This is a genomic window from Nitrosomonas oligotropha (assembly GCF_900106555.1).
Taxonomy (GTDB): Bacteria; Pseudomonadota; Gammaproteobacteria; order Burkholderiales; family Nitrosomonadaceae; genus Nitrosomonas; species Nitrosomonas oligotropha_A.
In genome coordinates, this window is record NZ_FNOE01000017.1 from 25,722 (window position 1) to 41,319 (window position 15,598).

General features: G+C 50.9%; 7 protein-coding genes and 1 pseudogene. 5 read left to right on the top strand and 3 right to left on the bottom strand.

Features of this window, described 5'->3' with window-relative positions:
• Positions 1-32: 32 nt before the first annotated feature.
• From BLU57_RS10100 to BLU57_RS16785, 5 genes and pseudogenes are all read left to right on the top strand, one after another.
• Positions 33-1,178, top strand: a pseudogene (locus tag BLU57_RS10100) (methyl-accepting chemotaxis protein); the annotation flags it as partial.
• Between the two features lie 597 nt (positions 1,179-1,775).
• Positions 1,776-2,288, top strand: a complete 513-nt coding sequence (locus BLU57_RS10105; RefSeq protein ID WP_090320108.1) for a chemotaxis protein CheW — start codon at positions 1,776-1,778, stop codon at positions 2,286-2,288.
• Positions 2,289-2,333: 45 nt separating this feature from the next.
• Positions 2,334-4,058, top strand: coding sequence for a methyl-accepting chemotaxis protein (locus tag BLU57_RS10110; RefSeq protein WP_090320111.1), 1,725 nt, complete (start codon positions 2,334-2,336; stop codon positions 4,056-4,058).
• A gap of 630 nt (positions 4,059-4,688) precedes the next feature.
• Positions 4,689-5,933 carry a D-alanyl-D-alanine carboxypeptidase family protein gene (locus BLU57_RS10115; RefSeq protein ID WP_090320205.1) on the top strand — a complete coding sequence of 415 codons (1,245 nt, stop codon included), beginning with the start codon at positions 4,689-4,691 and terminating at the stop codon, positions 5,931-5,933.
• Positions 5,934-6,183: 250 nt separating this feature from the next.
• Positions 6,184-7,218 carry an FxDxF family PEP-CTERM protein gene (locus BLU57_RS16785; RefSeq protein ID WP_090449270.1) on the top strand — a complete coding sequence of 345 codons (1,035 nt, stop codon included), beginning with the start codon at positions 6,184-6,186 and terminating at the stop codon, positions 7,216-7,218.
• A 47-nt stretch (positions 7,219-7,265) separates the two neighbouring features.
• On the opposite strand, the gene BLU57_RS10125 is transcribed toward BLU57_RS16785, so the two are convergent.
• From BLU57_RS10125 to BLU57_RS10135, 3 genes are all read right to left on the bottom strand, one after another.
• On the bottom strand, positions 7,266-7,736 hold the full coding sequence (locus tag BLU57_RS10125; protein ID WP_256206147.1) for a FecR domain-containing protein: 471 nt from the start codon (positions 7,734-7,736) through the stop codon (positions 7,266-7,268).
• A 290-nt stretch (positions 7,737-8,026) separates the two neighbouring features.
• Entirely contained in the window at positions 8,027-9,931 is a 1,905-nt protein-coding gene (locus tag BLU57_RS10130) for a hypothetical protein (protein WP_090320117.1), read from the bottom strand.
• A 2-nt stretch (positions 9,932-9,933) separates the two neighbouring features.
• Complete coding sequence (locus BLU57_RS10135; protein ID WP_090320120.1) at positions 9,934-15,564, bottom strand: coiled-coil domain-containing protein; 5,631 nt, start codon at positions 15,562-15,564, stop codon at positions 9,934-9,936.
• Positions 15,565-15,598 lie beyond the last annotated feature (34 nt).

The window sequence follows — 15,598 nt, forward strand, 5'->3', positions numbered from 1 at the left end:
GACAATAAAGGCCCGTCTAGCTGTCTTCCGCGGCAATGATAGTAGGTGTTTTATTGGCGATTGTAATTGGGTTATTGTTGATCCGGGCGATTGTAAATCCTTTAAATGAAGCCATCAATGTAGCCAATGCCGTGGCATCCGGTGATCTGACCAGCCGTATTGAGGTCAACTCAACGAATGAGACCGGGCGTTTATTGCAAGCATTGAGAACGATGAATGATAGTCTGGTGGACTTGGTGGGTAAGGTGCGGATGAGAGCCGATCAGATCTCAACGGTATCCGGCGAGATTGCTTCCGGCAACTCGGATTTGAGCCAGCGAACCGAAGAACAAACATCCAGTCTGGAAGAAACCGCATCGTCAATGGAAGAACTAACCTCCACCGTGAAACAAAATACGGATAATGCTCGTCAAGCGAATCAATTGGCGACAGGCGCATCCGAAGTCGCGATGAAAGGTGGTGCAGTGATTGGTCAAGTGGTGCAAACCATGAGTTCGATCAACGATAGCTCCAAGAAGATTGTTGATATTATCAGCGTCATTGATGGCATCGCTTTTCAAACCAATATATTGGCTCTTAATGCCGCAGTCGAAGCAGCACGTGCCGGTGAACAAGGCCGTGGCTTTGCAGTGGTAGCGACAGAAGTACGCACGTTGGCGCAACGCTCAGCGGCAGCGGCAAAAGAAATCAAGGAATTGATCAGTGACTCGGTAGCGAAAGTGGAAAATGGTACGCGTCTAGTCGATGAAGCGGGTACGACGATGGATGAAATTGTCAACGCAGTCAAACGTGTCACCGATATCATGAGTGAGATTTCAGCTGCATCGCGAGAACAAAGCTCCGGTATCGAGCAAGTTAACCAGGCTGTGACACAAATGGACGAAGTCACACAACAAAATGCTACCTTGGTGGAACAAGCTGCTGCAGCGGCAGAATCCATGCAAGAACAGGCGCAAGCATTAATTCATGCGGTAAGTATATTCAGATTATCCGGCGGTTACTCAACACCAACGGCCGTTAAGAGAAGTAATCGCGCAACCGCAGTTACCAAACTGCCGAATCGCGGTCCTGCAAGGAGAAGAACGGCGGTAAAATCCGAGCCGGATGTTAGAACGTTACCCGAGCAACCACGTAAAGTAGCTGCCGGAGGCGGTGACGATAACTGGGAAGAGTTCTAAAACTTTCTGAGTAGTTTCAAGAACACCATCCGGATTTCCGGGTGGTGTTTTTTTATTCAAACACAATCTTTTGAAAAAAAACTGTAGTACTTGAAAGTTATTTTTCACCATCAAGCAGTCTTTTTAGACTCAATTTTCATCAATAGCTATTAAATTGTGTGTCTTCCAGGTGCCAGTGAAATTTGGCCCGGAACACTCGGTTGCTGACAATCCGTTCTTTCCATGGGCCGCATAGCCCCATTTCTATTGATAAAAAGTATCTCTTCGCGTTTGTAGATTCATCAATGGCCCCGGCAGTTCTAGTGGTCAGAATTGTTCAGCGGAATCGTAATATTCATAATTTTTGCAGTGTTATCAGAATGGAATTTTAGTAAGTAAGATAATTCCTGCAAACTCATGCCATTAATTCTTAGGATAAAAGAAGAATCGACCGGCAAAATATATAGGTTTGAATTCCGTAAGAATGAACTGCATTTTATGAAATAGAAGAATTTATGAAAATTAAGAAGTTTATGAAGAAATCTTAATGAAGAATCGATGAAAACTGATTAACGATCGACTGATTCAGTTTTTAGTTAGTGTGTAGAGGAGCTAAACATGTTGCAAGAGCAAGCGGTTAATGTACTCATTGAATCACCCGGTTCTGCGGTTAAACACATGACTAATGAATTTCTAACCTTCCGCTTGGGTAATGAAGAATACGGAATCGAGATACTCAAAGTACAAGAAATCAGAGGATATGATTCTGTTACGCAAATAGCGAATGCTCCGGATTTTATTAAAGGGGTTGTTAATCTGCGGGGGATCATTGTCCCGATCCTCGATATGAGGATCAAATTCAGGCTGGATCGTGTGGAATACAATCAATTCACTGTGGTTATTATTTTGAATGTCGCCGGGCGAGTCATGGGGATTGTCGTGGATGGCGTATCGGATGTGATTGAACTTGAAGCCAATCAAGTCCGCCCTGCGCCTGAATTTGGCGCTGTGATCGATACCGAATATATCACGGGATTGGGAACTGTTGCAGAACGGATGTTGATATTAATTGATATCGAGAGACTGATGAGTAATAGCGATATGGGTTTGCTGGAACGAAGTATAGGTTGATGTAGGTAAAGTAATTTTTAATAGAGAAACTTTAAGGAGGCACCAGTGTTTAATAACTTAACAATAAAATCGCGATTAGTGTTTGTAATAAGTTTGTTGTCGATATTGCTGGCCGGTATCGGTGGTTTGGGTATCTATGGAATGAATCAAACAAACGATGCTTTCAAAGGAGTATATGAGGATCGCGCTGTGCCCCTGGGGCATCTGGGCTTGGTTATTGACCGGATGCAACGTACGCGTTTGAATGCAGTATTGTCCGCTTATGCGCGTAAGCCTGAGGTGGTAAAAGAACGGCAGGCAATGACTGATCAGCGGGATGCCGAGATTGCCACAGCATGGCAAAAGTACGTGGAAACCAATTTGACGCCGGCAGAAAAAACACTGATAGAAAACTTTAATCACGAATGGAAAGCCTATACGGAAGCTCGAAATCATACAATGGTCTTGGCAGCGGCTGGGGATTATGATGCGGCGATTGTAAATGCTACTAATGCAACGCCTAAATTTGATGGGGCGCATGCCACCATGTTCAAATTAATCGATCTTCAGCGTGATGAGGGTGCTAAGGAATACGCGGCATCGCAAAAAAACTACGAGAATATTTTTATCACCAGTGTGGTTGTGATTGCATTAGGAATACTGCTGGCAGTAATCATCGGTTTTCTTCTGATACGTGCAATTATCGGCCCTCTGAATGAAGCTGTCGCAGTGGCAAATGCCGTGGCATCCGGTGATCTGACCAGCCGCATTGAAGTCAATTCAAACAACGAAACCGGGCGGTTGTTGCAAGCACTGAAAACCATGAATGACAATCTGTCGGATCTGGTGGATAAGGTGCGTGCAGGTACAGATCAAATCTCAACGGCCTCCGGTGAGATTGCTTCCGGCAATTCGGATCTGAGCCAACGTACCGAAGAGCAAGCATCCAGCCTGGAGGAAACCGCCTCTTCAATGGAAGAGCTCACTTCCACAGTTAGACAAAATGCCGATAATGCTCGTCAAGCCAATCAGCTGGCAGCAGGCGCTTCCGAGGTCGCAGTGAAAGGGGGAGCGGTAGTCGGTCAGGTTGTGCAAACCATGAGTTCGATTAATGAAAGTTCCAAAAAGATTGTTGACATTATTAGTGTCATCGATGGTATCGCTTTCCAAACGAATATTTTGGCGTTGAATGCCGCGGTGGAAGCAGCGCGCGCGGGTGAGCAAGGGCGTGGATTTGCCGTGGTGGCGACAGAGGTGCGTACCTTGGCGCAACGCTCAGCGGCAGCAGCTAAAGAGATCAAGGAGTTGATCAGTGATTCTGTCGCCAAAGTGGAAGACGGTTCTCGCCTTGTTGATGAGGCGGGCTCGACGATGGATGAGATCGTCAATGCTGTGAAACGCGTCACGGATATTATGGCGGAAATCTCAGCTGCGTCCCAGGAGCAAAGCTCGGGTATTGAGCAAGTGAACCAAGCCGTCATGCAGATGGATGAGGTAACACAGCAGAATGCAGCATTGGTGGAAGAGGCCGCCGCCGCTGCCGAGTCCATGCAAGACCAAGCGCACTCCCTGACACAAGCGGTCAGCACCTTCAAGTTATCGCATGGCAGCAGCAGTACCGCAGTCACGCCGGTTAAAAGAAGCAATCGAACGGCGCCGGTTACCAAACTACCTAATCGCGGGTCTGCTACCAGAAAAATTGCAGCCAATCCCAACTCGGGCTCGACAGCACCAGAATCTCAACCGCGCAAGGTTGCCGCAGGCGGTGGTGGTGACTGGGAAGAGTTCTAAGTACTTGTACAAGAGCGCTGCCATGCGAGGCGGCGCTCTTGTTTGTTATCCGTAGTAATTCAGCAAGATCAATCCCTTCCGAAAATAATATCTCCTTGCGCTGCGCTGATTGGCGAGCCAGTCAGCGCATTCTGTTCCACACTCACCCACCGTGCATGCCGAATATTCCGCCGGTTCAACCACGGTTAGTATATTCATCCCGTAGTCATTTAGATCTTTGAATCAAGGTGATAGTCTTGTAGTGCCTTGGTTTTTACTAGCCTGCCATTGTCATGCTCAAAATGCTTTTTTGTTGGATTACTTATTTTGGAATCTGAAAAGTTCAATGGCCGCGCATTTAACAGCGCGTTGCAGCATAAAATACTTTGTAGATAGAGGGAAATATGCTATTTATTACGAAATATAGAACTACGCTGCTCCAGTAAAATGTGCAGATGAGAAATTACGCCACGGAAATTTTTGAGTCATCGATATATGATCAGCAAAATAAATAATAAAAAAGCAGCTATCAATGGATATTTGTCATTATCTCAGCAAGCGGGAGCAGCGTTGATCCGGCATGTGAAAAAAACTTTATACCGGTCATTTAAGCTTCTTTCTATGCACAGACTTTCAGAAGGAGTGAATCGTATGACGATACCGGAGCGTATAGGAGTGAAAGTTTTTTTTGTTCTCGCGGTTTTATTGACTATGGTGAGTCCGGCGCAAGCGAATCCGCGTTCTGCGGCTATCGTAATCGATGCCAGTAGCGGCGCCGTGCTGCATGAATCCAATGCGGATGCCAGCCGTTATCCGGCTTCATTGACTAAAATGATGACGCTTTATATGTTGTTTGAAGCGATCGAGCAACACAAAATGACGCTGGATTTCCGCATGCCGGTATCTGCGCATGCGGCATCGATGCCGTCAACGAATATCGGTTTGCGCGCCGGGGATAGTATCAGTGTGCGGGAAGCGATTCCGGCGTTGATTGTGCGTTCTGCAAACGATGTGGCGGCTGTGGTGGCCGAAGCTTTGGGTACCAGTGAAACGAATTTTGGCCGCATGATGACAGAGAAGGCGCGTAAGTTGGGTATGCATTCCACCACCTTTCGCAATGCTTCAGGTCTGCCCAATCCTGAACAAAAGACAACAGCACGGGATATGGTCACTCTCTCCGCACGGCTGATCAAGGATTTTCCCAAGTATTATCATTATTTCTCCACGCAGTCGTTCAACCACAAAGGCATCACTTATAAAAGTCACAACCGCATGGTGCGTAATACACCGGGTGTGGATGGTTTAAAAACCGGGTTTATCCGGGCTTCCGGTTTTAATGTGGCGACTTCCGCCAAGCGCGGCGATCGTCGCGTGGTTGCTGTTGTAATGGGAGGAAACACAGCGGTGGCGCGCGATCAACACATGGCGCAATTGCTGGATCGCAGTTTTAATCAGGGTGCGGTTCATTTGGCCAGTAATACCACGGATAGCCGAGCCGTACCAACAGTATCGCCTAGCGAACGGAAAGAGAAAGCCAGAACCCAAGCTCCACTGCCCAAGTCCACTCTGATTGCTCAGAAAACAGCCGAACCTGCGGCACAACAACTGGCCGTTAAACCATCAGCCAGTCCGCAATCTCAGCCGCAAAAGGCGGCTATGCTGCCGAACGATGGCTGGGCGGTGCAGATCGGTTCTTACCAGGAATCGAACCGGGCGCGTGCACAAGCTCAGGTTGCCGCACGCTTGATACCGGGCGAAGTGGTAATTACCGAAGTGGAAGTCAGTAATCGCAAATTGTACCGGGCGCGTCTGGTAGGTTTGCAGGAAAACCAAGCGCGTACGGCCTGTCAGAGTCTAGTGCGGCAGGGCATGGGATGTCTTGTGGTGCGATCGTAAGGTTCCTATAAAACGATTTTTTCCATCGAACTGGCTGGACAACACCGGAAACCGCCTATCATAGGCCGCCGGTAAAATTTGTGCTAAGCTACTCCTGTCATTACTATTTGATTTTAGGTATTAAATGCCCCGAAAGCAGGACAAATAACCTAGATGAAATGGTACGGACTTCCCTTATTTAAGGGACTCTTCAAGCTTATGATCATTCACTCAATAAGAACAAATTATCTTTGATCGACAGGAGAACAAAATGAAAAAGAAATTGGTAACGTCATTATCAGTGATAGGAAGTCTCGCATTGTTGTGGACTGGCAATGCGCTTGCGGTCAGCTTCAGTACTTTTGTAGGTGGTACAGGCGGTTCGCCCATCGGATTTGCCTATGCGGGCAATAAATTCGTAGGTTCGAATTATTTTAACAATCAACTCTATCAAACGGATCTCAGCGGCGGCAATCTTCTGCCTTTCGGAGCGCCGTTGCCTATCAGCAGTGGCAGCATTGGTGAAATATATGTTTCCAGTTCTTTGGGACTGGGCGGGTTCGGATCGACTGACGCGCGCGATATATTTGCCGGATCAGAAGCGGCGGGCAATGTTTACCGTTTTTCAAACGACGGATCAACGCAATCGCTGTTTGCTACCGGATTGAACGGGGATGTTCGCGGGATCGCTTTTGATCCTTATGGCAACTATGGTTTCAATATGGTGGTGACAACACAGACGGGTAATGTCTATCGAGTCGATAGCTCGGGTTCCGCCACTTTATTAGCCAATGTCGGTGCGGATGCTGAAGGTTTGGATTTTACACCTCAGGCATTTGGCGATATTCCAGCGCATACATTGGTCGTTGTCTCGGAAGGTACCGGGCGATTGACAGCTATTTCCCCCGATGGCACAGAAAAAGACTTGGGACTCCACTTTGGTACACCTGAAATGCTGAGCTTTGTGCCCTTAAACTTAGGTGACAGCGGCAATCCGCTGGAGGGTTTTTATGCTGCGGATTATCCCGTTAATGTGATTAAAGCCGGTGCAAGCGAATTTTCAGCTTACAAAGGTGATGCAGTGATTACCGATGAAGGCAATCACAACATGTACCATATATTTTGGGATAGTGCGGCCGGGGCATTTAGTACCAGTGTTATCGGTACCTTCCCGAATCAGCCGGAAGATGGAATTTTTCTAACTGCAGCAATCCTGACCCCGGTGCCGGAACCTGAATCCTATGCAATGTTGTTGGCAGGGCTAGGCTTATTAGGATTCATGGCACGCCGCCGTAAGATTTCTTAAAGAGAATTCTGTTCTGGAAATTAGAGGAGCTTAGGTTCCTCTAATTTTTACTGCGGCAGGGAGCGCCAAGGCGCAATGTCGCGTTCTGTGATTAACCGGTGTTTACTGATACTGGTGTCATCAAAATCAGCTTGTTCAAGCGCGTTGATCTGATAAGTTCCTGAAGCGACCTGGATCTTAATGTGTCCGTCCGCGACTGCGATATTACTGATGCCATCTTTATGCATCTCGATGCTGAAGCGAGTGCCGAAATCCTTGATGATGGCATTGCCAACTTTGACTTCAAGTTGATTGATAGTATCCTTTTTGATATCGAAATAAACATTTCCCTTAAATAGCTCGACTTGTAGCGGCTGACTTTCTTTTACCGCGACGGAACTGCGCGTATCGAGTGCCATGTTGATACCGGGTGCTATCGTAGTGACCAGGGTATCTTCGGATTTTGTTTCATAAAAACGGATGCTAGGCGGTTTACCAAAATACCACGTCATCAAGCCCAGCAGTATGCAGATACTCATGATTGCACTGTGCACGAGAAAACGCCGCCAACTGAAAACAAAAGTGAATGGTTGTATAACCGGTGGTTCAGGTTCCTGCATTTTGTTTGAGCGAAGAAAAAATGAAAGGGGAAATTATATACTGATGACAGTAATTTTTTCAGCTTGCCAGCGAGACTTGCGGTCAACCAAGGATTTGCCATGACTATAGATAGGCCCGACTCCGCGCATTGCCGTCGAGCGTATACAACGCGAGCTGGGGGAAAGGTTGTTACGGAGGCGGGTTCCGGCAGATAAAAGTAATTATCTGCTCATCGACCGCGCAGTGCGTGCCGCAAGCGCTGATTAACCGGTTTGACGCGATCAAAAGCCAAACCGCTGCTGCCTTCGCCACGGCTGGTTTGTTTTTTCACGCCGAGCCAGCAAAAGACCTGACCGTTATTCCAGCGCGTGCGCTGATACGCTTGCGTGACTTGAATCCCGGCCCGAGGTACTTCCTCTTCGTGGAGAAAATAAGGTTGCGGCGTTTGCTGATCGAGTCCTTGACGCAATAATACCGTGCGCGGTTTGATTTTTTCCGGCGGATTGGGATCGCCCAGGATGATGCGCGGCATTGACGCGCGCTGCAATTGAATTTCTCGGTTGTTGTTGTCCAGATGCACGGGAATCATCGGAATCCAATTTTCCGGTACGCCTTGCATCAGTTGATAACGGATGGCGGCGCTTGCTTCCGGAATGTCCGGAACAACCAATCCACCCTCGATTTCGCCATCCAGAATACTTTCCAGGCGGCTGAAGAGCTCGCGTCCTGCCTCATTGCCCGGTTTGCTGCGACCGGTTGCCAATGGGATATTTTTTTCGATCCCCCACACCATGTTGGCAACTTCATCGCGCACGAACCACAATTCTTCGAGCGGCTTTCCTTCCTGAATCTTAGGCACGGTTGGCAATAGCAACAGCGAGGTATCGGCGCGCACGTCATTGCTGCCTTTGACCGACAGGTTGTACATCGCCCAGCGTTGCCAGTTTTCATCGCTGCCCGATCCGGAAGCTGTGACCCAGATTCTTTCACCGAACACATTGGTCACTGCGAGCCCTTGCACATCGGCGATACTGCCGACCGGCAACTGGAAAGGAACCAGAAACCAATCGTTGGCATACACCAAGCCAAATTCCATCAGCAGCAATTTGTTGATGTCGGTGGTATCGGGTTTGATGTCGCCAAAATTGGTTTTACCTTCTTCAAACGTCCACCAGCGCGTATTCGGCATGCCCTCGAACTGAATCGCGGTTGGGAAGAACGATAGCGTGGTGGCTCCTTCCACCGGATTGCCACTGTCGCCACCTAAGCTTTTCCGGGCCGGATCAACATCCAGGTTGTACCAATCCAACCGGCCTTGGTAATACTCCTCGGCGGTCATGATTTTTTCCGCACCATGTTGCGGTGCCGACACCGCAAACTGATATTCCAGTTGCTGCGGCAGCCAAGCATCGTTTTGACCTTGATCCGGCTGATAGAACAACTGCTCGTACCATTGTACGAATTTTCCGGCCAAGCCGTCGATGGTCGTTTTATCGCCGTCGTTGGCCAAGGTGATGCCGTCGTAAGCGTGATGCGAGTTGTCGGCTTTCAGATAAAAATACAGATTGGCACCATCCATGGCGCGCCCTGCCATGGCCGAGAGACTTTGCCACACTGCCGGATGCGCGGTCAGGAAAGCATCGCTGCGGCTGGCAGGATCGGGTTCGGCAATGCGATAGCTTGGATGTTGCAGGTATTGCGGTTTCAATGCGGATAAACCGGCCGATTGCAAATACTTGAGCCATTGCCGCCCCATCAGCAAACGGATATCCAGCGACAGAATGTGCTGTTGCCCGTTGTAGGGCAGCGGCCGTTGTTCGACGATCGCCTCCAGCGGCGCCGATCGGTCGAAATCCTGCGCGGCGGCATCCCCCGGTTGATATTTGGTCAGCTCGGTGGTGGCCATATGTACCTTGGCGAAGATCGGCGATCCGGCATCGTCGCCTTTGAATTCTCCGGTTTGCCACTGTTTGCATAGCATCCACAGCGGATCGCGGATTTCAGCGCGCAATGCGCGAATAAAGTTTTTGGTGCGCGGCCGTCCTTCCAGGCGGTTCCATAGCACCACCGTAGGTAACAAGACTTTGCGATCAATGACTTCCTGGATATTTTTTATCGCAATAAAATCGTTCATGATTAACTCTCTGCGTTGGATTTGAATTGCACCGCGTTATTGAATGCTAGATCGAGCGCCATCATAATCGGATAGCGAGTCACCGAAGACACCACGGCGGGCAGGAAGCGCGCGTACTCGGTTTCGTTCCAATGCGCCGGTTCAACGGCGCGTTTGCTGGCCATATCCAAGGTTTCGTGCAGGGTATCGACCAAATCCTGCCACTGCCAGTGACCGGTGAAGTTGGCCGGTAGCGCCAGCAACAACGACTGTGGCGCCTCACAGTTAGGGCGGTCGTAGTGAAACGTCAATCCGGTGGTTTCCTGGGTGGTGGGAATCACTTCGGTCCACTCGTCGAGCAATAACCCGCAAATCGCAGCGTTCTGTGCAAAAGTATCGACGTAATGCGCGGTGTACAGCAATTTATCGCTGTCGATCACAAACGGCTCGCCGGTGCCGGGCTGGGTATCGGGGTATTGCAATGCCAGCCAGTGATTGCCGGTGTGATAAGGAAACTGCAACGGCGTCAGACTTAAACTGACATTGTTCAATGCTTCGCCAAACTGCGTTACGCTTTCCCAGCGCTGTAATTTTTCCCGCACCCGTGCAACGCCGTATAACCAGTTATCCTCGGGAAAATCCACACTCAAGTCATTTTTTTGATAACTCAGCAACTGTGCACGATTGTCGTAGCCTTGTTGCCACTCGCTGCCGTGCGCGGCGGCCAGATTAAACTCGGGCAGAATGACGAAATCGTCATGCGTCAACTGCCGGATCGCTTGTGTCAGTTCGTCGATACGTTGCTCGACAGTGGCTGAAGCGTCGCCGGTGATCAGGCTGTTTGCCGCCGCCAGGCGTTTGTCGATATCCGCCGCCAAGCCCGTCACTTTGGCTTGCAAAGTTTGTGCAAAGCTAACGAGAGCCGCTTTGTTGCCGGTAATATCCAATGTTTGCGTGTCGTGCAATGCAATATCGCTTTCCTTGGCTTGTAGCGATGCATACAACGCGCCAACCTGGCTGGCGCTTGCCAGCAGATTTTCAAGATTGTTCAGGCTGCTCTGAAAATTCGGTTTATGCGTGGTGTTCAGCGTGGTGAGCAAATCGTTGGGATCGTTCGATGCCGGGATCGGGATCGATTTGGTAACGATCAATAACGCCGCTTGCATCAGATACTGCATTTTGTCTTCGACCGGTGTCGCTGGATCGAGCGTGGCAAAATCGGTGATGCGCTGTTCGAATTCCAGCAGCGCCGCTTGCCAGCGCGTGACGATGCCTTGCAGTTTTTCCAGCAACGCCAGGAATTGGGTTCGCCGCCAATCGTACACAAAACCGGTTGCCGCACCGCTCAAACCGAATCGATTGACCGCCAGCGCAAGCGGCAGATAAGCGCTGATCATTTCATCCAGATGAGTGAGGGCATTGCTTTCCGCGACAGCCGGGTCGGGATCGTTCAACCAGGTATCGATTTGTGCTTTCAACGCGTTCAGGGCCGTTTGTTGCGGCAGCAGCAAATCGCGCACCGCGGTGACTTTTTCCGCACGGATCGCTGCGACGCTATCTTCTTGCTGCGATGCTTCGTTCGGCAGTTTGACGTCGGTGGTTTTAAGCGGGCGCGATTGCGTGATCAATGCCTTGAGATCGTGCAACATCGGCATCACTTCAAAGAACGAATATTTTCCGGCTTGTTTGCCGCGGTATTGGATTTTGATATCGCTATCGACCCGCACGCCGGGAATCGCATAAGCCTGGGTCAGGATACGGTCGTCGAGCGCAGTCATTTGCTGCTGATCGCTGGATAGCATGTACATCAGGTCGATTGCCAGCAAGCCCAAATCTTGCGCACTGATCGTTTGTTGCTCCTGTTGCGCGTTGCCTTGATTGTAATAGCCGATGGTACAGAAAATATCGCTCATGGGCGGCAGCAGCTGCGTCAACCATTGATTGATGGCCGGTTCGCCTATGGCGCGTGGCGTGCTGTTGGCGGGATCGGCGGGGTTCAATCCGGCGCGCAAGTGCAAACCGACCCGATGCGTCAGCGTGACACCGCTGCGTGGTGTTTGCACTACTTCCGGTACCGGCGGGAAATGTCCCTTGCTGAAGGCATCCAGTGTCCCGGCGGCGCGTTCGTAATTGCCGCGCACCACTTGATAGACGCCTTCCGCCATCGCCAGATCGGCAACTGCATCGTTGATATTCATGATGTGTTGAACTTCGCGGTTAATGGCATCCAGTTTGTTCTGCTCGGTGATCGCCGGAAGTTGCGCAATACCGAACGGATAATTCCGCTTTGCGCCGGTTTGTGCTTGTACATGCTCGATCAGCGCCAGCCCGTCGACGACGTTGCGCGCCTCCACGGCGCTGATCGGTGTGTTGCTAGGAGTTGCGGTAGTCGATAACCGGTCGCCCGCGAGTGGAAATTGCTTACGCAGATCGAAAATGATGCTATCGAGAAATAAATCACCGGCGTCGTGCAAACCGCGCTCCAGGTAATAACCCAGCAGCGCCGAGAGGCTCTGGCCGTTGCGCATGCCGTCGATGACGTTCATCGCCAGCCGCACGCGTTCGGAAGTGAGATTAATCGCCAGACTATCGGGATTACTGGGTGTGGCGTTGGCCAGATAACCGTTGCGCAATACGGCAGCGGTGACGGCATGATTTAAAGACGGAGCGTGGATATAACCAAAATTCTTATCGTCCGCGGTCAACGGCGCTTGACCGGGCTTGTTGAAAATTTTATTGAGCTCCTTGGTCAGTTTGACCGGCGTCAGATTTTTGTTTTCCGGCCGGACATCTTCCAGCCAGCCGTAAGCGCCCAAGTAGCAACCATGCGAGTTGGCAGCGTTACCATGATCCAGTGTCGTGCCGGACTCCGGCTGCGCTTGCCCGGCAATTTGCTGCATGATGTCCAGTTGCACGTTCAGCAGCCCTAACCACCAAGCATCGAGACGGTAGCTGCAGCAATCGATGTGTTCGGCGAAAATCCGCTCCAGCCGTGCCGTCGGTGTGTGCTGCAAACGTTCCAGCGCGTTGATTTGGGTATTCAGGTAAGGGTTGCGTAGCGTCAGGATTTGCGGAATGAAGTCGGCGATTTGCAAATTCGGCTGACTGGTGATCGCCGGTTCCGCTTTGTACAGGTACTGCCACGGACTGCCTTTGTCGTCTTCAACTTCCTGAATATGCATGAACTTCGGTTCGCGTTTCGCCAATGAGAATTGCTGTTGGTTCAGCACATTCGCTTCCAGGTGCAGGCGCAGACTGGTATCGAGGTACGATAAATCGAGTGCATGATGCAGCATCAAATAGAGCAAGGCAACCGGCGGTTTATCGTCGATAAATCCTTGTTGCAGGCGCAAGGTGTTGTGCGAATCGCGCGCTGCCGCAGTCAGCCACTGCAGGTAATTCGTGCCGTCGGGGCGATAAGCGCGCACCGGGTTGAATTCGGACAGCGTTCGATCGTCGATCAGCGGGCCTTTCAGCAGGTTGGCGGCGAGCGTGAAAAATTTGTTCAGAATGTCGGGAATTTTGCTGTTGTCCTGCGCTGAATAACCCAATTGCGCCAGCAGCGCAAGGCCGCTTTGGGTATAAAACAGCGAGGCAATCGTGGCGTAAATCGCGCCATTGATACCGGAAGTTTTATAGCGGTTGTAGGGCTGCTCGGCACTTTCCGCGTAGCGTTGATAAAACTCGACCGATGCGGGGTGCAGACCGACGATGTCGAGCAAGGCTTGTTGCGGATCGGTTTGCGGCTTGCCGACGTACGATACCTGCGGCAGCAGTGAAGTCCAGCGCTCATCGGCCTTCTTGATAAGGCTGTAGAGCCGGGTTAGGAACAGGAATGAGCCGGAGATGTGCGGCTCCAACCGGTCGTCGTTGAACAATTTGCGATTAATCCACGCCATGCGTGAGAATGGTGCGGTTGGCAAGATACCGTATGGTTGTTTGCCGATGCGGATCGCGGGCAGCGTGCCGCGGCCCAGCACATAACGGTTGAAATAGTTGCGCGTGCTGGTGATGGTGCCGTCGCTGAACACCGGCTCCATCATCTGTTCCATGAAATAACCGAGCGTTGCCGGCCACAGCGCTTCGTTCATCGCCCGGGCTTCCATCTGATCGTTAGCGTAATACTGCGGTGATAGCTTCAGGATCGCTGCGTCGATACCCAAGCTCTGCGCCAGCCAACGGCCATCTTTGCGCGTGCGCCAATCGGCAGGGTCGTCGTCGCTGGCGTATTGATTGAAATAGTGATCGTAACTGGCATCGGCGTCGCTGAACCAGGTATAACCGCTTTCCTGATCTTCGACGTTGTTGGTCGGCGCGCCTTGCATCAGGAAACTGAATCCTTTGCGGCTGCGCTGATGATGCTGAATCAACTGCTGCAATTGCTCACGGCTTTTATCGACATCGGCGCTGAGCCGCACACCGAGCACGAACAACCGGTCGAAACCGCGCCGCGCCTGGATATCGTTCAGATTAATCTTGAAGCCCATGCCTTTGGCGACCGCTTCGTCAAAATCAGTGATCCATTTCATTTCGTCCGGTACGATCAGTTCGTCGTCTTCGAGACGTAATTGCTGATCCTGCGGTGCGTTGGGGTTGGGGCCTACGATCAGCTCCGAAGGCACCGGATGGCCGATGTGCAGCAGTGTTTGTTCTTTACCATTGAAACCCATCACCACGAACCGTTCCGGCAACAGCGCCACGCGTGCCGGATTGGTCCAAGCCTGTAGCTGCGTATCGACTCCATCGACGACGGGTAACTCCAGGAATTCGACGCGCACCTTGGTGATAATTTGCGATTGTGCGGGTTTGACGTTCAGATTCTGCGGCTGGTACGACGCAATGATTTCCCGCGCGCGTGTTTCGCCGAGATCGTTTTTGAGTTTGGTATACGCCGCATCCAACGCCGTGGCATCGTTATTGGCGTTGAAAACAGCCTGCCAGTATTGTTGTACGAATGGTTTCTCCGCGGCGGGCAGCGGCTGTTCCGAAACGATCACCAAAATATAATCACCATCCGCTTTGACCGGTTCTTCAGTCAGATTCAGCGGCTTGAATAATTGACTCAACCAATACCCCCGGCCCGTGCCGTGGCTTTTCACCAGCGCTTGCCACGCCGCGCGTTTTTCGCTATCGGCACCGCCCGCTTTCCAGATATTGGTCCAATACACGCGGGTGTTGCTGATTTCAACTTCGGATGGAATTTCTTCAAAAGTATCGACGCTGATGTCATCCGGGTAGATGCGCACCCATAGTTGATCGGTACTGACATCGCGCCCGCCGGGGCCGGTGACTTTTTTGAAGCGCGTCTCGATGCGCATCGGAAACAGCAGGATCGGATGGATATCGTTCAATTGACCGATATTTTGGGTCGGATCGGAAAAAGTCTCGAACAGCGATTCCCGGTCGATCAATACTTGCCGGTTGCGCTCAAGTTCGGCTTGCAGCTTGGCAGTATCAGCCCGCAATGCTTCTTGCTCGCGCAGCAAAGTCTGCAATTGTTCCTTGGCTGCACCGTCGGAGCGACGGCGCAATGCTGCGATCAAGCGCTCGGTTTTTTGCAGCTTCTCGTTGGCGGCAGACCAATTCAACCGGCTTTGCCGGTGCTGACGCCGTGCTTGATCGATCTGCTCTTGCGTGTCTTTAAATTGAGTCATAAGCCATTTCTGTCGGTTGAGATTTTGTACTTAT